A 23,453-nucleotide genomic window follows, 5' to 3' on the forward strand; every position below is an offset into this window, starting at 1 on the left:
CTGGCGGGGCGGGGTGCGGGGACGCCGGCCCTGGGGGTGTGGGGCGGATCGGGGCCGGGCCCGGCCCTGATCCGCCAGACACCCCCTAGACCCGCATCAGCGGGCGGAGCCGGGTCCCGGCCGTCCGGCCCTGCCGCGTCGGCGGCCGGCTCGAACGGACCTCGCTGACCGCGGTTTCCACGGCACACAGGATCTGCTCCGCGCGGGGCTGCAACAGCGCTCCCGCCGCGGTGAGTTCGACCGGGAGCCGGCCCCGCCGGTGGAAGAGCTCCACGCCGAGGGCCTGCTCCAGGAGCTTGATCTGGCCGGTGACCGTGGACTGCGCGCAGTGCAGGTTCTTCGCCGCCTGGGTGAAGCTCAGCTCCCGCGCTACTTCGCGGAAGGCCCGGAGATGCTGGAGTTCCACGAGTTCCCCTCCCCCACCGGCGCCACGGGAACACGGGGACGGTAGAGGGCCGTGCAGCGCGCGATCGTGCGCTCCCCCTGAACGGCCGCCAGTTGGATGCGGCGCAGCCCGTGCCGCCCCGTGGTCGGCAGGGCCGACACGCCGTCGACGACCTTGATCATGGTAGGCTCGCGCAGCTCGCCGAACGTGTCGAAACGCACCTCCGAGAAGGCGAGCGACCAGGCCGCGGGCCGCTGACCGGACCCTCCCTCCGCCGCATCCCGCCCGACCCGGCCGACGTGACCGACCTGGTGGCAGCCCGCCTGGCGGAACGCCTCGACGAGCGCCATGCCGGGAACGTGATCGCAGGAATGCTCGAAGTAGCCCGGGTGGTCGCCGTCCACGTGCATCAGGTACCGCCCCGGAGCGGCCGTCCCCGTCCGGTCGACGGACAGCAGGACGTTCTCCTGCCGCTGCCGCCCGGCCTCGGCGGCGTCGAGCATGCGGGGCTCCCCATCGAACGGGCCGACCACCACCCCCGCCCCGGCGGGCGCCGGGGCACGACGGTTGCGCAGCAGCCCGTACAACTCGGCGCCGACCGCCAGCAGGCGTACCGACACCCGGGCGCAGCGGCGGCCGCCCGACTCCACCCACGCTTCGAAGCGCGCCCCGATCCGGTTCCCGGACGGGTGGGCGTCCGGGACGAACCGGCCGTCGAGCACGAGCTGGAGGGGCTCGCCGCCCACCACCAGCGCGCCGGGGTCCACGATGTGGAAGTCCAGGTCGCGGAAGATGAAGCTGTGCGTCAGCGGGACCTCGTAGAAGCGGTGCGCGGTGTAGATCGCCGCCTGCCGCACGGTCTCCACCAGCAGCAGCGGATCGCTGCTGCCCTCGGCGTCCGGCTGGTAGAGCGCGTGCTGACGGGGCCACTGCGCGGCGATGCGCACCCGGTTGTCCTCGCCACGGCGTCCGTCGGTGAGGAAGACCTCGGCCACCGAGGCGCGGTGGACCAGGGAACGCGGGACCGTCCGGTCGAAGGACAGGGCGCCGTCGCGGGCCGCGGACCCCGACGACAACTGCCGGGGCATGCGCGGCACGTCGGCGCGGGAGACCGGGCCGGGCGCGAGTGAAGGACTGGACAACAAGACAGAACCCCCCGATAGATCGATCCTCGGCAACGTGCGTCCGATTATCGGATCGAAAATAAACCTGCCGGAAGGTATATTGCAACCCTTGAAAGTTTCCGGAAACTGCCATACCGGGGGGTCGGCAGCAGGGACACCAGAGATCAGCGGGGACATGCCATGAGCACCAGCGACACCACGACCAGCATCGGCTCGACCCGGCAGCACGCGGGGCGCGAGCTGAAGCAAGAGCGCGCCCGACGGACCAGGGAGCAGATCCTGTGGGCCGCCGCCGAGGAGTTCAAGGAGAAGGGCTACCCGGTGGTGACGCTGCAGCACGTCGCCACCCGGACGGGGCTGACCAAGGGCGCCGTCTACTTCCACTTCGCCAACAAGGAGGCCCTCGCCGTCGCCGTGGTCGAGGAGCACTACGCCCGCTGGGCACCCCTGGTGACCGAAGTGCAGGAGTCCGAGCGCTCGCCGCTGGACATCATGCTGACCGTGCTCGACCGCACCGCCGAGCTCTTCCGCGACGACACGATGGTCCAGGCCGGCGCCCGGCTGCAGATCGAGCGTTCGCTCATCAAGGCGGACCTCCCCCAGCCGTACGTGGGCTGGCAGGAGCTGATGACCACGCTGGCCTCAGCGGCGCTCGACGCCGGCCAGCTCCGCCCGGGCACCTCCCCCGCCGCGCTCGCCCGCGTGATCGTCGCCGCCTTCTTCGGCACCCAGCACATCTCCGACGTGCTCACCGGCCGGGCCGACCTGATGGAGCGCTACGCCGAGCTCCGGGACATCGTCTTCGCCGGAGTCACGGCCTGACGCACGGCCTACCCTGCGTACGGCCTGACGCACTACCCGGCGTACGGCCTACCTGGCACACGGCCCGACGACCCGACCCACCCGCCGAGGACCGCACGGCGGGTGGCCGGAGAGCCTTCCATCGAGATTCCCGATCTCATTTGAAACCTTCGCGAAGGTTGGATTTAGTGGTGGTCGGCCCGAGAGACTCGGTTGCCATCGCAATCTCTGGAGTGCTTGCCATATGAAGCTTGAAGCGGTCATCTCGGATGTGCTCGCCATACCCCTGGGGGAGGTCGACGACAGCCTTGGCCCCGCGCGCGACGACCGCTGGGACAGCCTGAAGCAGATGCAGCTGATCGTCACCCTCGAAGATCAGTACAAGGTCAACTTCACGCGCCAGGACCTTCGTGCCATGAAGTCGGTGGGCGCCGTGCGCGAGGTGCTGCTGAGCAAGGGAGTGGCGGCGTGACGCTCACCGAGCCGGCCCCCATGGCCCCCCCGGGTGTGGCGCCGGATCCCCTCGGGGACGGCGACCTCGCCTCCCTGCTGATGATCCGGCACTTCGAGTGGAAGCTGCTCGACCTGTTCGCGGAAGGGAAGCTCAACGGTACGACCCACACCTGCCTCGGCCAGGAGTACGTACCGGTCTCCCTCGACCCGATGCTGGCCGCCGGCGACTTCGTCTTCAGCAACCACCGCGGGCACGGCCACTACCTCGCCCGCTTCGCCGACCCCGCCGGGCTGCTCGCCGAGATCACCGGGCGCGAGGGCGCCGTCTGCGGAGGAGTCGGCGGCAGCCAGCACATCTTCCGCGACAGCTACCTGTCCACCGGCATCCAGGGCGAGAGCCTGCCGGTCGCCGCCGGAGCGGCACTGCACTTCAAGCGGGCCGGCCTGCCCCACATCGCCGTCGTCTACATCGGTGACGGGACCTGGGGCGAGGGCTCGGTGTACGAGGCCCTGAACATCGCGCGGCTGTGGGAGCTCCCCCTGCTCGTGGTGGTCGAGAACAACGGCATCTCCCAGACCACGCCGAACAGCGTCAACATGGCCGGCACGATCGCGGGCCGTGCCCGCGCCTTCGACGTCGACCACCACCGGGTGACGGGCAACGACGTACGCCGCATCCGCGCCGAGCTGGCTCCCCTCATCGACCGGGTGCGCCACCAACACCAGCCGCTCGTCGTCGAGTTCGACACGGTACGGCTCGGCCCGCACAGCAAGGGCGACGACACCCGCCCCGAGCGGGACATCGAGTCGGCACGGGCGCGCGACTGGTACGGCGCGCTGCGCGCGGAGGACCCCGAGCGCTTCGACCGCCACGACCGAGAGCAACGAGAACTGATCGCCCGGGTGGCCGCCGATGTCCTGGCGCGTCCGCTGGTGGCTGGAGAGACCGCATGAAGCGCAACGAGCGCGTGGGCGAGAACCTGAACCAGGCCCTGCACCAGGTGATGGCGTCCCACGAGGACGTCTACCTGATCGGCGAGGACGTCCTCGACCCGTACGGCGGCGCCTTCAACATCACCAAGGGGCTCTCGGACCGCTTCCAGGACCGGGTGCTGACCACGCCCATCAGCGAGAACGCCATCCTCGGCATCGCCAACGGCCTTGCCCTCACGGGGAACAAGCCGATCGCCGAGATGATGTTCGGTGACTTCATCACGCTGGCGTTCGACCAGATCGTGAACTTCTCCGCCAAGTCCGTCTCCATGTACGGCGCGGCCCACCCGATGCACCTGGTCGTACGCTGCCCGGTCGGCGGCCGGCGCGGATACGGCCCGACGCACAGCCAGAGCCCCCAGAAGCACTTCCTCGGCGTGCCGGACCTGCACCTGTTCGAGCTGTCGCCCTTCCATGACAACGCGACGGTCATGCGGGGAATGGTCGAACTGGGCAAGCCCTGCATCTTCTTCGAGGACAAGGTGCTCTACACCGAGCGCCGGCACCAGGGCGGCCCCGTCGGGGACCTGTTCTCACTGGAGTTCACCGGCGAGGACCCCTTCCCCGTGGCGCGGCTGTTCATCGAGGACACCGACCCGGAACTCGTCGTCGTGGCGCCGGGCGGTCTCGCGCACCGGGCCGTCGAGGCGGCACGCGAGCTGTTCCTGGAGCACGAGATCGCCTGCGAGATCTACGTACCTTCGGCGCTGTACCCCTTCGACGCACGGCTGTTGGCGGAGCCCGTCGCGCGTGCCGGCCGCGTCTGCGTGGTGGAGGACGCCCCGCCCGGCGGCAGTTGGGGCGCCGAAGTCGCCCACCAGCTGTACTCGCACCTCTGGGACAGCCTCCGCGCCCCCGTCCGTCTTGTCCATTCCGCGGATTCGGTCATCCCGACGGCGCTCCACCTGGAGCGCGACGTCCTGGTGAGCAGCGAGTCCCTGGGTGTGGCCCTGAAAGAGCTGGCTCAATGATCGAGATCACCGTTCCCAAGCTGAACAACAACGACGCCCAGTACGACCTGGTGGAGTGGCTCGCCGAGGACGGCGCCACCGTGGCGAAGGACGAGGACCTCGTCACGCTGGAGACCTCCAAGGCCGCCGAGGACCTGGTCAGCGAGCACGACGGGGTGCTGCACCACGCGGTCGGGGCCGGGGAGCAGGTGGCGCCGGGCGCCGTGATCGGCCGGATCTTCGCCGATGCGGCGGCCCGCGACGCCTTCCTGGCCGCGGGCAGCGGCTCCGGCGGCGACTCCGGCTCCGGGGCCGGCTCCGGGGCCCGTGCCGAGGCTCTCGGCGAGGGCACGGACTTCGTGCTCACCGCGTCGGCACGCGCCCGGGCCGCCGAGTCCGGCATCACGGAGGAGGAGCTGCGCTCCCTCGGCAAGCGGATCATCAAGGGCTCGGACATCGAGGCCCTCGCGGAGCGGCGCGCGGCGGCGGTATCGGCCACTGAAGTCCCGGGCAACCGGCTTGAGTTGAGCCAGCACCAGCGGGCCATCGGCGCGGTGGTCACGGAGTCGCACCGTACCGTCCCCGCGTCCTTCACCGTCGTACGGATCAGGGTCGACGCCGCCGAGGCCGCGGCCAGGGAGCTCTCGGCCGCCTCGGGGACGATGGTCGGCCTGCCCGCACTGCTGATCAACCGGCTCGCCTCCCTGCGCGAGTCCTTCCCGGCCTTCTTCGCCACCTACCACGAGGACGGGTACGTACTGCTCGCGGAGCAGTCCCACGTGGGGGTGACGGTCGACCTGGGCAAGGGGCTCTACATTCCGGTCGTACGGGATGCGGACCGGCTCTCCGAGGTCGAAGTCGCCGAGCAGCTGGAGGACTTCCGCTTCTCGGCGCTGCGCGGGGACTTCCGCGGCAGCGAACTCATGGGCGCGGCCATCACCTTGTCGCTCAACAACGACGAGGACGTGCTGCTGACCCAGCCCATCGTCTTCCCCGGCCAGACGTGCATGGTCTCGCTGGGCGGCGTACAGACCGGCCTCGAACTGGCCGCGGACGGCAGCGTCTTCGCCGCCCGGTACGTGCACGTGGGGCTCGCCTTCGACCACCGGGTCGTCAACGGCCGGGAGGCCGTGCAGTTCCTCCAGGCGATCAAGGGCGCGCTCCAGGCGCCGGCGGCGCAGCGCGAGACGGCCACGACAGCCGGCTGACCGGGCGCGGGACGGGAACGGCAGGACGGGAACGGCATGACGGGAACGGCGGGCCACCACCACTCGGTGGACCGCCGTTCCATTCCGTCGGCCGATCAGTTGATCTCGCGCTCCAGGCCGGCCCAGTACGGCTGCCGGAGCTTGAACTTCTGGATCTTGCCCGTGGCCGTGCGCGGGATGGCGTCGCGGAACTCGACGGTCGTGGGCGCCTTGTAGCCGGCCATCCGCTGCTTGCAGTGGGCGATGATGTCGGCCTCCTGCGCCGTCGCCCCTTCGGCGAGGACCACGAGGGCCTTGATCGTCTCGCCCCACTTCTCGTGCGGCACGCCGATCACCGCGACCTCGGCGACAGCCGGGTGGCTGAAGATCGTGTCCTCCACCTCGATCGACGAGACGTTCTCGCCCCCGGTGATGATCACGTCCTTCTTCCGGTCGGAGATCGTCAGGTGCCCGTCGGCCTCGTCGACGGTGCCGCCGTCGCCGGTGTGGAACCAGCCCTCCGCCAACGCTGCCTCCGTCTCCTCCGGCTTGTCCCAGTATCCGTCGAGCACGACGTTCGACCTGGCCAGGACCTCGCCGGAGCCGGATACGCGCAGCTTCACACCGAGCGCGGGCAGCCCCGCCCGGGACAGCTTGCGCGCCCGCTCCGCGGCCGGCAGCCGTGCGTCCTCGGCCCGGCAGCGGTTGAAGGTGAGCAGCGGCGAGGTCTCGGTCAGGCCGTAGATCTGGGTGAACTCCCAGCCCAGTTCCTCGTCCATCCGCTGGATCATCCTGGTCGGCGGGGGCGCCCCGGCGCAGACGACCCGTACGCGGTCGCGGCCCGGGATCTCGCCCTCCCAGGTCGCCGCCGCGTCGAGGACCGCGTTCCACACGGCGGGCGCGCCGCACATGAGCGTGACACCGTGTTCCTCGACCCGGCGCAGGATCTCGGCGCCGTCGACCTTGCGCAACACCACCTGCTTCACGCCGAGTCCGGCCATCACGTACGGCATCCCCCAGCCGTTGCAGTGGAACATCGGCAGCGTGTGCATGTAGACGTCGCGTTCCCACACGCGGGTGTGCAGCCCGAAGGTCAGCCCGTTGACCCAGATGTTGCGGTGGGTCAACTGCACCCCCTTGGGCCTGGCGGTGGTGCCCGACGTGTAGTTGACGGTCGCGGTGGCGTCCTCGTCCGGGTTCGACCACGGGCGCGGCTCGACGCCGAACCGCATCAGCTCGGCGTCGGTCTGCTCGCCGAGCACGAACCGGTGGCGTGCCTTCACCCCGGCCAGAGCCTCGTTCAGCTCCGTGTCGACCAGCAGCACCGATGCCCCGCTCTGCCGGACGACGTAGTCGATCTCCTCCGGCTTGAGGCGGAAGTTGACGGGTACGCAGATGCGGCCGCTCATCGGGACCGCGAACAACAGCTCCAGCAGACGCGCCGAGTTGTGGCTGACCACCGCCACCCGCTCGCCCTCACCGACACCGAGCGCATCGAACCCCGCCTGCCAGGCCCGTACCCGCTCGCCGAGTCGCCCGTACGTCGACACGGGCACGGGCGGGCCCGGCTGATCCGGCTCGTCGACCACGCCGGCGGCGGAGGAGAACCCCAGCTCCGCCCGGTCGAGGAAGTCCGCGACAGTCATGGGAACCCGCATAGCTCTCTCCTGTATCGGGACGACTACATCACGTGGTGGGGAGTCTGGCACGCGGCGCGGGGGTCAGTCGTGGATTGACCCGAAGCGCACGGAGGCGGGGTTGCCAGGTCCGCCTTCGGCTCCCGCCTCGGTCATCGCGGCGAGCAGCGACTCCCCTTCCGCGACGATCTCGTCCCGCTGCGCCTTGGAGGCCGTACCGAACAGCTCCACGGTGAGGCCTGACCCGTCCGGCTTCCACAGCCCGGCGAGGAACCCGTCGACGAGCAGGGTGCAGAAGGCCTGGTTGCCGCGCCAGCTACGGCCCTTGTGCTCGGGGGCGAGCACCCGGGTGCGGTCGGTGTGCGAGAGCAGCAGGTTGTCGAACTCCGGGAGGAAGCGCGGCGGCGCGGGCGTGTCGGCGTCGGGGCGGGGCGCGTCGGGCAGGTCGAAGAGCTCGACCCCGTTCTCGTCCTGGAAGACCGCGAGCCGGGGGCGCAGCCGCTCGAAGGCCTCGCGGAGCCTGGTCAGCCCGGCCCAGGTCTGCATGTCCTTGACGGAGGCGGGGCCGAAAGCGCCGAGGTAGCGCAGGACGACCTCGTCGACGCCGGAGCCGGTAGGGGCGTCGCGCCCGGCGCCCGCCTCGCCCAGCCAGGTGTCGAGGGTGGTGAGCCGGACCTGCCCGCTGCGCCCCCACACTCCGCGGGGCGTGACCTGGACGAGCGGGAGCCGGCAGCGCGCGGCGACGGCCAGCGACTGCGGGTCCGCGTCGGGCCACTGCTTGAGGAGCTCCTCGCGGATCTCCCCCATGGTGCGCGGCTCGGCCTCGACGAAGGCCCGCGCGGTCTTGGCGAGCCGGCCCAGGTCCACTCCGACGAGGCCCTTGCGGAAGTAGTTGACCTCCCGGTCGCGGGCGGGCTGTACGAGCGGGCGCAGCGTGAGCGCGTCCTCGGCGGTGTGCGTGTGGATGGTGGAGCGCATGGTGACCATGCGGACCACCTGGCGGGACTCCATCAGTCCGGCCAGCTCGGCCGGGCGGAATCCGGCGAGGCGGGCGTGCAACTGGAAATAGGGCGGCTTCACGTTCTGCGCCTGGAGGCCGAGGAGGTGCTCGACGGCGTCCCGCGCGGAGAGCTCGGCGCGGCTGAGGAGCAGCTGGCGGGCGAGCGTGGCACGGTTCAGCGAGCGGGTGTCGAGTACGGGGTGCGTCGTCCTGGAGGCCATGACAGCAAACTATCCGCCCTTGCGGACACCCGCTGTCCGCAACTCGAAAGCCCCCGGGACGGAGAGCTGCCGTACCGATGCTTTCATCCATATATCCTGCACCTTGCCCGTAAACATACGTTCGCCCGCCCGGGAGCTGACCTGCGATGTCGGAGCGTCCAGACCGCCGTCCCCCGCCGCCCGAGAAGCGCACGGGATGGCGCCGCCCCGCCGCCCCGCCCGCGAAGCCCCCGGCCGCGCCCCCGAGGGCCGCACAGTCCGCGCCGCAGGCCCCCGCCCCCGCGAACCACCGCAGCGTGATCGACTCAGCCGTCTACCGCGACGGCCGCCGCATCGCCTCCCCCGCGACCCTCGCCGACACCTTCCGGCAGCTGCGCGAACAGCCCGACGGCATGGCCTGGATCGGGCTGCACCGCCCCACGGAGTCCGAACTGCTCTCCCTGGCAGCCGAGTTCAACCTCCACGAACTCGCCGTAGAGGACGCCCTGGAGGCCCACCAGCGCCCCAAGCTGGAGCGCTACGGCGACACCCTCTTCGTCGTACTGCGCGCGGCCCGCTACCTCGACGCGCTGGAGGAGGTCGACTTCGGCGAACTCCACGTCTTCGTGGGCCCGGACTTCCTGATCACGGTCCGCCACGGCGCCGCCCCGGACCTCTCGGCGGTCCGCCGCCGCATGGAGGAAACCCCGGAACTGCTCTCCCTCGGCCCGGAGGCCGCCCTCTACGCGATCCTCGACGCGGTGGTCGACGGCTACGCCCCGGTCGTCGAGGGCGTCCAGAACGACATGGACGAGATCGAGACGGAGGTCTTCCGCGGCGACCCGGAGGTCTCCCGCCGCATCTACGAACTCTCCCGCGAAATGGTCGAGTTCCAGCGCGCCACCCGCCCCCTGGTCGGCATGCTCCACGCCCTGATGGCCGGCTTCGCCAAGTACGGCACGGACGAGGAACTCCAGCGCTACCTCCGCGACGTGGCCGACCACGTAACCCACACCAGCGAACGCGTAGACGGCTTCCGCCAGGCCCTGACGGAAATCCTGACGGTCAACGCCACCCTGGTCTCCCAACAACAGAACGCAGAAATGCGCGCCCTGGCCGAAGCGGGCTTCGAACAGAACGAGGAGATCAAGAAGATCTCCTCGTGGGCCGCCATCCTGTTTGCACCCACACTCGTCGGAACCATCTACGGCATGAACTTCGACTCCATGCCGGAGCTGGGTTGGAGCTTCGGATACCCCTTCGCGGTCGGCTTGATGGGGATCGTTTGCGTCAGTTTGTACGTAGTCTTCAAGCGACGGGACTGGCTCTAGGAGGCGACCGGCCCCACTCGTGCAGCGCACACGGATTACACCTGCACCTCCCGGACGAACCGCCCATCCAGGACTCTGGGGAGTGCCCGGGGAGAAGTGATGCGGGTGATCTCCTCACCCTCGCGCCGGAAGGCCTCTGACCTGGCCTTTTGAAGGTTCTCGAACGCTGGGGAGGATCCGGGGAGAATCGGCTGACGACATAGCTCCAACGCCTCCGGTTCCGTCCCTTTCCCGCCTGCTGCCCAGCAGCTCGCTGGTCGCTCTTGCCGCCCCAGCCGTGAATCACAGAGAGTGACATCGCCTCCGTAGCAGAGCCACTGCCGCCGGTCCTGCGCTGCTCACTCCGGGCGCGGTCTCGCGCATCATGGCCCGCACCGCTACTGCGGACGCCATAATGGAGGCATGTCTTCCAGCCCGCAGCACCTCGCACCCGCGCCGAAGGACCTCTCGGGCGCGGACGCCGAGGACCTCGCGCTGTACCGGGAGAAGTTTCGGAACCGTCTGCCGGAGTCGCTGGACGAGCTGCACGGGCCGACGCGCGGTGTCGTAGAGCTGCCGCTGCACCTGGCCTGGTCCGGGATGACCTCATACGACCTGGGCAAACCTCGCCAGCGCATGGGCCTTTACCGCACCGTCCTGCACGAGGGCCTGCACGACGACCTGCCCCGGTATCTCAACCGGGATCTGCTCCTCCAGCTGTGGCCCGTGCTGCGTACCCTCGTCGGGCGCACCGTGCGCACCGTGTGGGAGGACGCCTTCCCCCAGCTCGCCGCTCGCACCCGGGCAGCCGCGTGACAGACATGCCGGAGCTGCACAGGCGGCTCCTGGCGGATGTGATGGCCCTCGGCTCACCGTATCCCTTGGTCCTCACCGGCGGGTATGCCGTGAGGGCGCACCGCCTCGTGAACCGTCCCAGCCAGGACCTCGATGTCGCCACCGAGAACCCGGCGCCCATGGCCGACATCGCGACCGCACTCTGCCACGGCCTGGAGGCGCGGGGCTGGAAAGTGCAGGCGCTGGAGACTGCCCCGTTGTCCGCCCGCTTCACCGTGACCGACCCAGTCACCGGGCAGGACTGCGAAGTCGACATCCTCAAGGAGATCTTCTGGCGGCCCGTCGCCCAGAGCCCGTACGGGCCCGTCCTCGCGGAGGAGGACGTGATCGGGACCAAGGTCCGAGCCCTTGCCGACCGCGGGGCGCCCCGCGACCTGATCGACGTGTTCGCCGCCTCCCGCCGCTGGGCAAACTCCGAGCTCGAGGAGTTCGGCCGCCGCCACGCCCGCGGCCGCTTCGAACGCGAGGACCTCCAGGCGAACCTCACCGGCGCCGAGTGGACCGATGACGAAGCCTTCGCCGCCTACGGCCTCGACGATGCCACCATCACGGCTCTCCGCTCCTGGGCCGTGGAGTGGGCCGACGACCTCGCGGCCCGACTCCTCGAAGAGTCCGGTGATCCGGACATCGACTGATCGAATCCGGACGGGCTACGAACCCCGGCACCATCACGCCGCGTCCGCACATGTCGAGGGCTGCGACGGCCGTTGCCGGCAGGGCCATGCGCTCCCGAGCGCCTGTGCCGCCCCGCGAGAGGTCGCGAGGGCAGAGAATATCCGCCTCGGGCGGCATCAGGGCCGTGTATGCCCAGAAGGACGCTGGCCGCCACGACCTGGTTTGAGCCGGGCAGACGGGCAGCGCCATGATGGAGCCGTTCGAGTGGCCCCGGTGCGGTAGGAGCAGCAGATGCGGCGAGACGGGAAGACGGCCCCGTCCGATCTCCAGCTGAAGATCGTGCTGCACGGCACGAGACCGCCCCTGTGGCGGCGCCTCGTGCTGCCGTCCGACACCTCGCTCGGGACGCTGCACGACGCGATCCAGGCCTCCTTCGGATGGCACGGTGGCCATCTGCACCTCTTCACCGACGAGTTCGGCCGGGGGTACGGCGACGCGGCCCGACTCACCGGTATCGATCCCGGCTTCGGCGACGAGGACGCTACCGCGCTCGGCGACGTGCTGGCCGAGGAGGGAGTACGGCTGCGCTACGTCTACGACTTCGGCGACAACTGGGAGCACGGGATCACGCTGGAGAAGACGCTGCCGCGCCAGGCCGGCGCGGAGCGGACGGTGCGCTGCGTCGGCGGGCGTCGTGCCGATGTTCCGGCCGAGGACATCGGCGGCGTGTGGGGTCTGGTCGAGGTGCTGGAGTTCCTCGAGACCCCGGACGGGGCCGGGGATGGCTCGTACGGCGAGCTTGTCGCCGAGCTGCGGGCGGCCGGTTACGACCCGGCGGCCTTCGACCGGGACGGGATCACCGCGCGGCTGGCCCAGCTGACGCCGGACACGGTGTCCGGCAAGGCGAAGCCGCCGACCGGTGACCGGCCCGGGCACAGCAGTGTCCGTCGGCTGACTGCCGAGGACGTGGCGTTGTGTACGTGCGGGCACTGCGGGGTGGGCGATCCGGTCGATGCCGGAGCCGACGGACCGGCCGAGGATGTGCCTGTGCTGCGCCCGGTGGTCCTGGCTCCGCGGGAGGACCTTGTCGCTGCCGTGCGGGGTGTTCCGCTCTTCGACGCTGCGCTGCGGCTCGCCGCTTGGTGCCGCGAGGGACGGCAGGTCACCGCCGGCCGGGTGCTGCGGCCCGCGCTCGCCCGTGAGGCGGTCGAGGAGCTCCAGCTGTGGAAGCTGGCCGGCGGTGACTCGCCGTATGCCGATGCCGTCGCGCGGGCTCGTGCGTTGAAGTCGCTGCGCAGCGCCAAGGACGTGGCCGTTCTCGATGATCCGTGGTGGCTCGCCGTGGACGGCGGGTTGATCACGATCAGTGGGGGCCGCGCGTGGGGTGGCGCGGCAACCGACTTCACCGGTGAGGGCCTCCTGGAGTTCTGGACCGCCACGACGGGCGACCTGCTGGAGGAGATCGGCGAGACGGGGGTGCTGGACGGGTGGCACGGTGAGCTGGGCGAGCTGACGGCCGAGATTGCAGACGGACTGGTCGGCCTGCTGTACGAAGCCCCGGACGATGCCTGGGTGGATGTCGACGGCCTGCGTGCGAAGGCCCGCGAGGCGGGTGAGAGCGGGCGGGAGTTCGATCTCTTCCAGGCGCTGTTCGCGGCGTCCTTCCGGGAGCTCGGGGAAGGGCTCGCCCCGCTTGGCGTGGTGGAGTACGAGCCCGGTGACGGCGGCGATTCGGCCGAGGAGACTCTGCGCACACTCCTCTACGCCATGGCCGGAGAGGAGCCGGGCGGCCGTTCGGGAACCTCGACGGCGGCGTCGGACCGGTCGTCGGACGACAAGTACGGGCACCGCATGCGGCTCACCCCACTCGGCCGCTACGGGCTCCGCGCGTACCTGATGGAGTGCGGTGTGCCCGCGCCGCTGCTCGGTGAGTACGCCGAAGCGGACGCCGAAACTCTGCTCCAAGGGCTCCTCGGCTACTCCCCCGAGGAGATGCGCCGGGAGGTCGACGGGTGGCTGGCACACCGTTCGGCGACGGATGCCGCCGTAGGGCTGCTCGACGCATGCGCGGGAGACGGTTCCGAGGCGGCGGCGAAGCGCGCCGTGGCCCAACTGGTGCTGGCCGGCCTCGACGACCCCCGGGCACTGCGCGTGCTGCGCAAGGCAGCGGACTCCGACGCCGAGGGGTGCCGCCAGGTGGCCACCACGGCCCTGGGCGCACGCCATGGGGCGGAAGCACTCGTGGACCCGGCTCGGGCGGAGGAGGCCGGACTGTGGCTGCTCATCGACGGACTGTCGATCCTCGCCGGTGCTCAGGAGAGTGAGGAACTGACCCGGGGCTTCCTGGAGAACTGGAACGCGGGGCCGGAGGCGCTGGAACAGCGGGTGGACGAGCTGTGGCGAGTGGAGCACCCAGCCACCGCCCACGTGCTCGCCGAACTGGGCGAGGGCCTGCGCGGCGTCGACAAGCGGCTGGCCAAGCGCATGCGCACCGCGGCGAACAAGGCCCACTCCCGCAGGTGACGGCAGGTCGGAACCTGCTGGTGGACGAAGACGCGGTGAAGACCGCCTGGACGACGGTGAGGCGAAAGAGAGTGGCACGAGTCCTCGTACACGAGCAGGGCGCGGCCACGGGCACGAGGAGCGTGCCGCCATTGGCCGCACCGGAGTCGGCTGCCTGGGCGCGGGGTCTGCTCGACGGCGGCTGGGCGGCGGTATTCCTGCCCGGCGAGCCTGCCCGCCTCGGCCGGTTGCTGCTCTGGCAGCCCGCCGGGGCAGCCGCCGAGGGCACGGCACCCGCAAGCGTCGAGACCGAGGCCGCGGAGCTCGTGCTGCCGCACGGCCGCTCGGTCAGACGGCGCAGGGTGGTGGGTTACGCGCTGCCCGTCGCCCTTGCTGTTGCCGCGCTGTCCGGGGCACAGCCGCCACACCCGTCCGCCGCCGCCTGGCAGGCCGCCGCCCGATTCGCGCTCCGGCTGCTCGCCGACGGCCGTCTCTACCCGGCCCTCACCCCCGGCGGCTACGACACCTGGCAGGCGGGCCCCTTCACCGCCGCCCAGCGTCGGACGCTGGACGCCCTCGCCGCCGCCTTCCCGCCCCACGGCCACTGCCTGCCGGAGCCGGGTCCCGCCCCGCTGCGGATCGCCGAACCGGCCCCGCTGGTACGCCGGTTCTGCGACGCGGTCGCCGACGCCCTGGTCCGTACCCCGGCCGCTCCGCTCGCCGTGGGACGACGTACCCGAGGGACGCCGCCGGCAGTTCCGGGCCGTCCTCCAGCTGCACACCGCTGCGGATCCGGCGCTCGTCGTGGAGGCCGCACAGCTGTGGAGCGAGCCGACCGAGACCGAGCGCCTGCTCGGCCCGCGCGCCGAAACCGAGACGCTGCTCGCACTGCGCCGCGGCGCCCACGTCTGGCCACCGCTCGACCGGCTGCTGAAGGACCCCGCTCCCGACCAGCTGCGGCTGACCGACGACGAAGCCTTTGACCTGCTGGGCGACGCCACCGACACGCTGCGCGCCGCCGGTGTCGACGTGCACTGGCCGCGCGAGCTCGTCAAGGCACTTACCGCGACCGCGGAGATCGGGCAACGCACCGCGCCCGGCTCCAGCGCGGGCGGCATGCTCGACGCCGACACCCTCCTCGACTTCCGCTGGCAGCTCTCACTCGGCGGAGACCCGCTCACCGAGGCCGAGATGGACGCCCTCGCAGAGACGCGCCGCCCCCTCGTCCGGCTGCGCGACCAGTGGGTGATCGCCGACCCGAAGCTGGTGGCCCGCGCCAAGCGCCGCCGGATGGAACCGCTCACTCCCATGGAGGCACTGGGCGCCGCGCTGACCGGCGAAGCAGAGCGGGACGGAGAGACTTTTCGCTGCACGGCAGTCGGTGCGCTCGGAGACCTCGTCGCCCGTATCCACGACCCCGGATCCCGCACCCCCGCCGCCCAGCCTGCCGCGCTCAAAGCCACCTTGCGCGACTACCAGAAACGGGGCCTCGCCTGGCTGGCCGAGATGTGCGAGCTCGGTCTCGGCGGCTGTCTCGCCGACGACATGGGCCTGGGCAAGACCATCACCCTGCTCGCTCTGCACCTGCACCGCCAGACCGACCCCGCCACCGCGGGCCCCACGCTCGTCGTCTGCCCCGCCTCCCTGCTGGGCAACTGGCAGCGCGAGGCGGCCCGATTCGCGCCGACCACGCCGGTGCGCCGCTACCACGGCGGCGACCGCCACCTCAAGGACCTGGCCGACGACGAGATCGTCCTGGTCACCTACGGCGTGCTGCGCCGCGACCGGGAGACCCTCGCCGAGAACGCCTGGTCGCTGATCGCCGCCGACGAGGCCCAGCACGTCAAGAACCCCTACGCCGTCACCGCCCGCGAACTGCGTGCCCTACCCGCCCGCGCCCGCGTCGCCCTCACCGGCACCCCCGTGGAGAACAACCTCTCCGAACTGTGGGCGCTCCTCGACTGGACCACCCCCGGACTCCTCGGACCGCTCGCCGTCTTCCGCGACCGCCACGCCCGCGCGATCGAGTCGGGTGAGGACCCACAGGCCGCTGAGCGCTTGTCCCGTCTCGTGCGTCCCTTCCTGCTGCGCCGCAGGAAGTGCGACCCGGGCATCGCGCCCGAACTGCCCGCCAAGACCGAAACCGACCGCGTGGTACCACTGACCGCCGAGCAGGCGAGTCTGTACGAGGCGGTGGTCCGCGAAGCCATGGCGGACATCGCCGAAGCGGACGGCATCGCCCGCCGCGGCCTGATCCTGAAGCTCCTCACCGCGCTGAAGCAGATCTGCAACCACCCAGCCCAGTACCTGCGCCAATCCACACCGTTGCACGGCCGTTCCGGCAAGCTCGACCTGCTCGACGAGCTGGTCGACACGATCACCGCCGAAGGCGAGTCGGTGCTGGTCTTCACCCAGTACCGGCAGATGGCGACATTGCTGGGGAAGCACCTCGCAGAACGAGGCGTCCCCACCCTCTTCCTGCACGGCGGCACCCCCGTCACCGCGCGCGAGGAGATGGTCGATCGTTTCCAGCGCGGCGAGGCGCCGGTGTTCCTGCTCTCCCTGAAGGCCGCGGGCACCGGCCTCAACCTCACCCGCGCAACCCACGTCGTGCACTACGACCGCTGGTGGAACCCGGCGGTCGAGGACCAGGCCACCGACCGTGCCTACCGCATCGGCCAGGACAAGCCCGTACAGGTGCACAAACTCCTCTCGGAGGGAACCGTGGAGGACAAGGTGGCGAAGCTGCTGGAATCCAAGCGCGCGCTCGCCGACGCCGTGGTCGGCTCCGGCGAGACCGCACTCACCGAACTATCCGACGCCGACCTCGCCGAACTCGTCGCCCTGGGAAGGCAGTCATGACCCCCTCGATCCCCGGCCCACGCCGCACGCCCGGCCGCGGCAGGCATGCCTTCGCCGCAACCTGGTGGGGCCAGGCATGGGTAACGGCCCTGGAGGACTCCACCCTGGACTCGGGACGCCTGTCCCGCGGACGCACCTACGCCCGCCAGGGCATGGTCGGCCCCGTCACCGTCGCCCCCGGCCAGGTCAAAGCCGCCGTCCAGGGCAGCAGACCCCGCCCCTACCGCTCCGCGGTCCACGTGCCCGTCCTCACCGACGCCCAGTGGGACACCCTCCTCGACACCATCGCGGCCCGGGCCGGGCATCTCGCCGCACTCCTCGACGGCGAAATGCCCGCCGAACTCGTCGACGACGCCCGCCACGCCGGCGTCCCCCTGCTCCCGCAGCCCACCGAACTCGACCCCGAATGCTCCTGCCCCGACTGGGGCTACCCCTGCAAACACGCCGCCGCGCTCTGCTACGCCATCGCCTCCACCATCGACGCCGACCCCTTCGTCGTGTTCGCCCTGCGCGGCCGCGGACGGGAGGAAGTCCTCGCCCAGCTGCGGGCCCGTCGTACGGCCACCCAGGCGGCTTCCATGCCACCTGCGCCAGCCGGCCTCCCGGCCGCCGGCGCCTACGCGGCCTGGGCCGCCCTGGCCAAAGACACTCCACCCCTTCCAGAACCCCCCGAACCGGCCTCCCACACCGCCGCGCTGCCCACCACCCCGCCACCCAGCACCGGTCTGTCCACCGCGGACCTCGAACGCCTCATGACGGACACCGCCGCACGCGCTGCCCGGCTACTCACGGGCGACACCACCAGCCTGTACCTGACCCAGCGCGAGGACGCGGCACGGATCGCCGCGAGCGACTGCGGACCCGAGTGGTTCCACCACCTCATCCAGAACACCGGTGCCAGACCAACCGCGTTCGCCCGCCTCGCCCGCGCCTGGCGGTATGGCGGCCCGCCAGGCATCACCGTCGCCGAACAGCCCCACGCCCCTGACCCGACGGCGATGACAGCCGCCCGCAGCGCCCTGACCGAGGCCCTCACCGAAATGACCACCACCCCGGTCGCCCTCAGGGCCTGGCGCAACCGCCTCACGCTCACCGGCCACGGCATCCAGCTGCGCCTGGGCCCCGACACCCGCTGGTACCCCTACCTCCAGGATGACGACGGCGACTGGTGGCCGGCGGCACCGGCCGACGGCGACCCCGTCGCGGCACTCACCTCCGTCTGGCAGCAGACCCAGAGGTGACACGTAGGACAGGCCCGTGAATCGCCTCCTCAACCCACACGCAGCCGCCTCGGCCCCGGGCTCTGCCGAACTCGCCGCCGAGACACGCCGCTTCTTCCGCAGACGCCAGCGACAACCGCACATCGTCCGTGGCTACTTCGGCGGCCCGCTCGTCGTACGGCGCGCTGCGAAAGTGCGGCCGCGCGGTCTCCACGCACGTACGATCCCCTCAACGTGGAGGAGGCGATGGTGGTGGCTCAACGGACTGACTGGACCCCGCTGTCCCAGCGGGACATGCCCGAGATCGTCGACCTCGCCAAGAGGTGCCTGGGATCCGACGGCGGCCTCCAAGCCACCACAAACCCATCCTTCCTGGAACGCCGATACACCGGTACCGGCGTGACAGCCGTCGGCGCCTTCACCGACCGCCGCCTTCTCGCCTGCGGAGCACTGCGCACCTCGCCGGACGCCTGCGTGGTGACGGGGCTCGTCGATCCCGCCCACCGTGGACGCGGCCTCGGGGCCCGACTCCTCGACGACCTCCTCGACCTGGCAGCTGAGACCTACAGCTGCTCGGGACGCGTGCAGTTGGAGACCGAGTCGCTGACCCCGCAGGCCTCCGCACTCTTCCGCTCGCGAGGATTCCGGCAGGCGTTCGCCGAGGACATCCACCGCCGCGACATGACGGCTCCCCTTCCGCCAAGCCCCCTTCCCGCAACCGTTCACGCAGAGCAATGGACGGACGCCACGCAGGGCGCCTTCCACCAGGCCTACCGCGCATCCTTCGCGGACCGCCCCGGCTTCCCCGACTGGACACGAGACCAGTGGGTCGACTGGACGGTGGGCGACACCTTCCTGCCCCAGTGCTCCCTCGTGGCCCGCACGGCCAACGGCGCACCCATAGGTTTCGTGACCTGTGAAGAAGGCTTCCTGATCCAGGTCGGCGCCGTACCGCAATGGCGCCGACGCGGCCTCGCACGAGCACTCGCCACCACCGCCCTCAACCACCTGCGAGGGTACGGCGACACCGAGGTCTTCCTGGACGTCAACGTCAACAACCCGGCGTCCACCGCACTCTTCCAGAGCCTCGGATTCACCCCCATCGCACGCCGCGCCCGATTCGAGCAGTGCTAGAACGTCCGTACCCACCACCAGGGCGTTTACGTGCAGCGGTCTTCTGGATCCGCAGCCTCCGCTCCTCCTTCGTGATCCCAACCAAAGACAAGCCCTAGCGGGGAGGGCCGTAAAGCACCTCTCTAGCACGAATCACGAAGGCTTCGCAGGCATGCTCCGCTGTCTCGCCTCGGAGGAGCATGTCGGCTTTATCGGCAGCGAAGAAGATCTCCCGGGTCTTCGCCTGGATCTCAGCAGCCTGCTCGGCGAGGTGTTGCGCATGCGGGCGAGGGCGACGAGGCGGAGCCGGAAGGCGCTACTGCGGACCTCGACGTAGAGCCGGTACGACTCGGCCCGTGCCGCGAGGGCCGCCTCTGATTCGGCTGCCGTGTGCTGGCTTGTCCATCGGTCGTACTGTGCGCGCCGGTAGTCCTCCGCGAGGCCGATGAAGCCGGCGCACGCGTCAAGGAGGCGCTGGTGGTTTCGCTCGCGGTCGGCGTGGGCTGCGGACAGGGTAACCGTCTTCAGCTGGTAGCGGTGCGCGATGACCGCACCGAGCAGCGTTCCCAGGACGGCGACAGCCGCCGCGATGATCCCCGACACAACGCATAGCCCATCATCTGGCAGCAGGCGCCAAACAGAGCGCGAATCGGCCAACATTCGCCGATCGGCGGGGCCTCAGGGCGGGGTTCTCATCGCGACGTGGCGGGACGAAGATCCCGAGGCATCGGGACGCCGGGCCCATGCGTTCGGGACAGCGGGCGCGGAACTGTGGTGGGGCGGGGGAAGGGCTCCCGCTCAGCACTGCAGGGGGACGGCATGGCCGGTACGGGGGAAGACGGACGCGTTTGGGGGTGGGGCGGGATCGTGACCGCCCTCGCCGGGCTCGGGGTGATCGTCGCATCGGGGCCGCTGTGGCCCTTCGAGGAGACGGATCTCAGCGACAACGCCACGATGGTGGCCCGGTTGGACGACACGACCATGTGGTGGGCTTTCGCCACGCAACTGGCGTTCACACTGGCCGCCTTCGGAGCGGTCGTCTTCGGGGCCGGGCTCAAACGGCGGCTGGAGCGGCAGTGCCCGGCCGGGAGCCTGGTGCCGATGACCGCGTTCACCGGGATGCTGCTCACCGGCGTGATGAGCCTGGCCGGCTGCGGGATGGGAACCGAGGCCTTCCACCAGATCCGGATGCGGGCCAAGGGCGATCCGGACACCATCATGTCCTCGCTGGGGCAGCTCGGCACCTACGGCTGGCTCTGGTCCGGGCTGCTGCTCACCGCCGCGGCCCTGGCCGTGGCCGCCTTCCGGCAGGGGGCCGTCGGGCGCTGGATCGGTGTGGTGAGCGTGGTCTTCGGACTGCTGCTCGCCGTCACGCAGCTGACCCCGTTCCAGTACATGGCACTGATGGTCGGCGTACCGTACCTGCTCGTCCTCGGTGCCGCGTTCGCGTTTGGTCGGCGTGTCCCGGCCTGACCCTGTGACAGGGGCGCGCCGCCTTGAGACCCTTATGGCATGGGGGACTTGGGGGATCTTGAGGTAGCGGATCACAAGCAACGGAGAAGCGGCGGCGGCCATCGGGGGGTGGCCGCCGCCGTACTCGTGTCGACCTGGGGGCTCGCGGTCGCCGGGATCGCCCTCGCCGTCGTGGCGGGGGCGCCCTGGAACAGCGACCAGGGGTTCTTCATCGTCGACACCGCCAACGCACTCGTGTACGGGCTCGTCGCGGCCGTCGTCCTGAGCCGCCGCCTGCATCCGGTGGGCTGGCTCGTCGCGCTGACGGCGGTGGGCACCGGCGTCGCCGCCGTCGTCGCGCAACTGAGCGTCCTGGCCGCGCCGTCGCCGGACGACGTGCCGCCCGGCTGGGCGATTCTGCAGGGCACGGCCTGGGTGCCCGGCACCCTGGCCCTGATGCTCGTCGTACCGTATCTGCTTACCGCGGAGAGCCCACCGCGGTCCGCCCGCGCCGCCATCGGAGCCGGAGTGGCCGCCATCGCCGCCACCCTCGCCGTCCGGCTCGCCGATCCCTGGCCGTGGCCCGCCTCGGGCGAGTCGTTCTCGCCGTTCGGGATCCGCAGCGAGGCCTGGGCGCGCCTCGCGGAGCCGGTCGCCCGGTGGATCGAGCTGGTGGTCGTGGTGCTCGGCTTCGCCGCCGCCGGGCAGGCGGCTTGGCGCCGGTACCGGGACCCGGCCGCGCGCGGCCTCGGCTGGCTCGCCATCGGTGTCGCGCTGATCTCCTCGACGTTCGTCCCCCTGCTCATATGGGCCGAGGACGGACCCAACCATGTCACCACCCTCTTCGTCCCGTTCCTGCACCTGGCCTCGCAGGCCTTCTTCCCGGCCGCCATCCTGGTCACGGTGTTGCGCCGGCGCATGTTCGGCATCGACCTGGCCGTCAGCCGGACCCTGGTGTGGACACTCCTCACGGGAATGCTGGTGGCGGGCTACTTCGCCACCGTCGCGCTCCTCGGGCTCGCACTCCCTGGCGACGACGCCCTGGCGCGGGTGCTGGCCACCGCCGCCACCGCCGCCGGGATCCAGCCCGCCCGCAGCTGGCTGCAGCGGCGCGTGGACCGGCTCGTGTACGGGGAGGCCTCCGCGCCCGCGCTCAGCCGTGTCGGGCGACATCTCGGGAGCGCGGGAACCCCGGAGCAATCGCTCGCGGGGATGGCGGACTCCATCGCGGCCTCCTTCAACCTGGGATCCGTACGGATCCTCGACGCGAGCGAGGCACGGGAGGCCTCGGCGACGGATGCCGCGGAGGTGCCGCTGGTCGTACGGGGGGAACCCGTCGGGGTGCTGCTGGTGACCCCGCGCCCCGGTGAGCGCCTCGACCGGCGGGCCCGCGCGGCCCTCGCCGAGATGGCGCCTCTGGTGGCCACCGCCGTACAGCTGGCCGCCGTCACGCGGGCGCTGCGGGAGTCGCGCGGGCGGCTGGCGGCGGCCCGGGACGACGAACGGCGGGTGCTGCGGCGGGAGTTGCACGACGAGATCGGCCCGGCTCTGGCCGGCATAGGGCTCGGGCTGTCCGCCGCCCGCAATCTGCTGCCGGAGAGCGCGGACCGGGCGGAGGAGCTGCTGGGCCGGTTGCGGGGCGAGGTCGACGCGCGAGTGGAGGAGGTCCGGGTGCTCGCACGGGGGCTGGTCCCGCCGGTGTTGGCCGAGCTGGGCCTCGTACCAGCACTGCGGGAACTGGTGATGCGGTACGAGGCCGACGGGCTGACGGTGGTAGTACGGGCGGAGGGCGACGGGGTCGACGGCACGCCGCCGGAAGTCGCGGGGGCGGTGTACGCGATCGTGGCGGAGGCCATCCGCAATGTGTCCCGGCACGCACAGGCCCGCCTGTGCGCGGTCGAACTGTCCACCATAGACCAGCTGTTGACCGTATCGGTGCAGGACGACGGACGGGGCATCGCCGCGGATGTCCCGCGCGGGGTCGGCACAGTCTCGATCCGCGAACGGGCCGAGGGCGTCGGCGGCACGGCCACCTGGTCCCCTGGCGAGTCCGGCCGGGGCACCCGCCTCGAACTGAGGCTCCCGTGCTGAACGTGCTCAGGGTGCTGGTCGTGGACGACCACCCCGTCTTCCGGATGGGGATGTCGGCGCTGCTGGGTTCGCTGGCGGGGGTGGAGGTCGTGGGGGAGGCGCCCTCGGTGGAGGCGGCGGTGGCGGCCGCCGTCGCCCTTGCCCCGGACGTGGTGGTGATGGACCTGCACCTGGGCGACGCGGCCTTGTCGGGGGTGGACGCGACACGCGAGATCCTGCGGCTGTGCCCGTCGGCGGCGGTTCTGGTGGTGACGATGCTGGACGACGACGATTCGGTCTTCGCGTCCATGCGGGCGGGAGCGCGGGGGTACCTCCTGAAGGGCGCGGCACCGGAAGAGATCGAGCGGGCGGTGCGGGCCGTCGCCAACGGGGAGGTGATCCTGGGCCCCGCGGTGGCGAGCCGGGCGATGGAGTACCTGCTGGGCCACGCGGCGGCGGGGGGCGGGCCGGTGCCGCTGCCGGAGCTGACCTCGCGGGAGCGGGAGGTGCTGGACCTGGTGGCCCGCGGGCTGGACAACCTCGCGATCTCGCGCCGTCTGACACTGAGCCCGAAGACGGTCCGCAACCACCTGTCCAACATCCTGGCGAAGCTTCAGGCGGCGACGCGGGCGGAGGCCATCGTGCGGGCCCGCCAGTCGGGCCTGGGCGGCGGACCCTGACCACGCGCAGGGGGTGTGGAACGCGGCCACCCACTGCGGCCACC

General features: G+C 71.3%; 19 protein-coding genes and 1 pseudogene. 15 read left to right on the forward strand and 5 right to left on the reverse strand.

Annotated features, from left to right (window positions below):
- Positions 1-85: 85 nt before the first annotated feature.
- Both AB0M99_RS29285 and AB0M99_RS29290 read right to left on the reverse strand, forming a co-directional pair.
- On the reverse strand, positions 86-406 hold the full coding sequence (locus tag AB0M99_RS29285; protein WP_365925651.1) for a LysR family transcriptional regulator: 321 nt from the start codon (positions 404-406) through the stop codon (positions 86-88).
- Positions 370-1,527, reverse strand: coding sequence for a ScbA/BarX family gamma-butyrolactone biosynthesis protein (locus AB0M99_RS29290; RefSeq protein ID WP_365925653.1), 1,158 nt, complete (start codon positions 1,525-1,527; stop codon positions 370-372). Before AB0M99_RS29290 ends, AB0M99_RS29285 begins: the two co-directional genes overlap by 37 nt.
- A gap of 162 nt (positions 1,528-1,689) precedes the next feature.
- On the opposite strand from AB0M99_RS29290, the gene AB0M99_RS29295 reads away from it, so the two are divergent.
- The 5 genes from AB0M99_RS29295 (at position 1,690) to AB0M99_RS29315 (ending at position 5,914) form a co-directional block, all read left to right on the forward strand.
- Positions 1,690-2,331 carry a ScbR family autoregulator-binding transcription factor gene (locus AB0M99_RS29295; RefSeq protein WP_365925655.1) on the forward strand — a complete coding sequence of 214 codons (642 nt, stop codon included), beginning with the start codon at positions 1,690-1,692 and terminating at the stop codon, positions 2,329-2,331.
- Positions 2,332-2,554: 223 nt separating this feature from the next.
- Entirely contained in the window at positions 2,555-2,782 is a 228-nt protein-coding gene (locus AB0M99_RS29300; protein WP_365925657.1) for an acyl carrier protein, read from the forward strand.
- Positions 2,779-3,717: a thiamine pyrophosphate-dependent dehydrogenase E1 component subunit alpha gene (locus tag AB0M99_RS29305; protein ID WP_365925659.1), complete on the forward strand. Its 939-nt coding sequence runs from the start codon at positions 2,779-2,781 to the stop codon at positions 3,715-3,717. The genes AB0M99_RS29300 and AB0M99_RS29305 overlap by 4 nt, the downstream gene beginning before the upstream one ends.
- Entirely contained in the window at positions 3,714-4,727 is a 1,014-nt protein-coding gene (locus AB0M99_RS29310; protein WP_365925661.1) for a transketolase C-terminal domain-containing protein, read from the forward strand. Before AB0M99_RS29305 ends, AB0M99_RS29310 begins: the two co-directional genes overlap by 4 nt.
- The gene (locus tag AB0M99_RS29315) at positions 4,724-5,914 is read left to right on the forward strand and encodes a 2-oxo acid dehydrogenase subunit E2 (RefSeq protein WP_365925663.1); all 1,191 of its coding nucleotides are present in this window, start codon (positions 4,724-4,726) and stop codon (positions 5,912-5,914) included. Before AB0M99_RS29310 ends, AB0M99_RS29315 begins: the two co-directional genes overlap by 4 nt.
- Before the next feature lie 95 nt (positions 5,915-6,009).
- Here AB0M99_RS29315 and AB0M99_RS29320 read toward each other — a convergent pair whose 3' ends face one another.
- Positions 6,010-7,551 (reverse strand): AMP-binding protein, encoded by a 1,542-nt coding sequence (locus tag AB0M99_RS29320; protein ID WP_365925665.1) that lies wholly within the window; start codon positions 7,549-7,551, stop codon positions 6,010-6,012.
- Between the two features lie 63 nt (positions 7,552-7,614).
- Complete coding sequence (locus tag AB0M99_RS29325) at positions 7,615-8,751, reverse strand: winged helix DNA-binding domain-containing protein (RefSeq protein ID WP_365925667.1); 1,137 nt, start codon at positions 8,749-8,751, stop codon at positions 7,615-7,617.
- A 146-nt stretch (positions 8,752-8,897) separates the two neighbouring features.
- On the opposite strand from AB0M99_RS29325, the gene AB0M99_RS29330 reads away from it, so the two are divergent.
- The 7 genes and pseudogenes from AB0M99_RS29330 to AB0M99_RS29360 all read left to right on the forward strand — a co-directional run bounded on the left by AB0M99_RS29330 (position 8,898) and on the right by AB0M99_RS29360 (position 19,228).
- On the forward strand, positions 8,898-10,061 hold the full coding sequence (locus AB0M99_RS29330; protein WP_365925669.1) for a magnesium and cobalt transport protein CorA: 1,164 nt from the start codon (positions 8,898-8,900) through the stop codon (positions 10,059-10,061).
- Between the two features lie 402 nt (positions 10,062-10,463).
- Complete coding sequence (locus AB0M99_RS29335; RefSeq protein WP_365925671.1) at positions 10,464-10,856, forward strand: hypothetical protein; 393 nt, start codon at positions 10,464-10,466, stop codon at positions 10,854-10,856.
- Between the two features lie 5 nt (positions 10,857-10,861).
- Positions 10,862-11,530, forward strand: coding sequence for a nucleotidyl transferase AbiEii/AbiGii toxin family protein (locus tag AB0M99_RS29340; protein WP_365925673.1), 669 nt, complete (start codon positions 10,862-10,864; stop codon positions 11,528-11,530).
- Between the two features lie 271 nt (positions 11,531-11,801).
- The gene (locus AB0M99_RS29345; protein WP_365925675.1) at positions 11,802-14,033 is read left to right on the forward strand and encodes a plasmid pRiA4b ORF-3 family protein; all 2,232 of its coding nucleotides are present in this window, start codon (positions 11,802-11,804) and stop codon (positions 14,031-14,033) included.
- Between the two features lie 167 nt (positions 14,034-14,200).
- Positions 14,201-16,874: pseudogene (locus AB0M99_RS29350) on the forward strand (DEAD/DEAH box helicase).
- Positions 16,871-18,115 carry an SWIM zinc finger family protein gene (locus tag AB0M99_RS29355; protein ID WP_365925677.1) on the forward strand — a complete coding sequence of 415 codons (1,245 nt, stop codon included), beginning with the start codon at positions 16,871-16,873 and terminating at the stop codon, positions 18,113-18,115. The pseudogene AB0M99_RS29350 and the gene AB0M99_RS29355 overlap by 4 nt, the downstream one beginning before the upstream one ends.
- Positions 18,116-18,346: 231 nt before the next feature.
- Positions 18,347-19,228, forward strand: a complete 882-nt coding sequence (locus tag AB0M99_RS29360) for a GNAT family N-acetyltransferase (protein ID WP_365925679.1) — start codon at positions 18,347-18,349, stop codon at positions 19,226-19,228.
- 132 nt (positions 19,229-19,360) lie between these two features.
- Here AB0M99_RS29360 and AB0M99_RS29365 read toward each other — a convergent pair whose 3' ends face one another.
- A complete protein-coding gene (locus AB0M99_RS29365) occupies positions 19,361-19,810 on the reverse strand; it encodes a hypothetical protein (protein ID WP_365925681.1) in 450 nt (149 codons plus the stop codon).
- 264 nt (positions 19,811-20,074) lie between these two features.
- On the opposite strand from AB0M99_RS29365, the gene AB0M99_RS29370 reads away from it, so the two are divergent.
- The 3 genes from AB0M99_RS29370 (at position 20,075) to AB0M99_RS29380 (ending at position 23,409) form a co-directional block, all read left to right on the forward strand.
- Positions 20,075-20,680, forward strand: coding sequence for a hypothetical protein (locus AB0M99_RS29370; RefSeq protein ID WP_365925683.1), 606 nt, complete (start codon positions 20,075-20,077; stop codon positions 20,678-20,680).
- 108 nt (positions 20,681-20,788) lie between these two features.
- Entirely contained in the window at positions 20,789-22,750 is a 1,962-nt protein-coding gene (locus tag AB0M99_RS29375) for a histidine kinase (RefSeq protein ID WP_365925684.1), read from the forward strand.
- Positions 22,744-23,409, forward strand: coding sequence for a response regulator transcription factor (locus tag AB0M99_RS29380; protein ID WP_365925686.1), 666 nt, complete (start codon positions 22,744-22,746; stop codon positions 23,407-23,409). The genes AB0M99_RS29375 and AB0M99_RS29380 overlap by 7 nt, the downstream gene beginning before the upstream one ends.
- Positions 23,410-23,453 lie beyond the last annotated feature (44 nt).

Source organism: Streptomyces sp. NPDC051183 (assembly GCF_040682455.1).
Classification (GTDB): Bacteria; Actinomycetota; Actinomycetes; order Streptomycetales; family Streptomycetaceae; genus Streptomyces.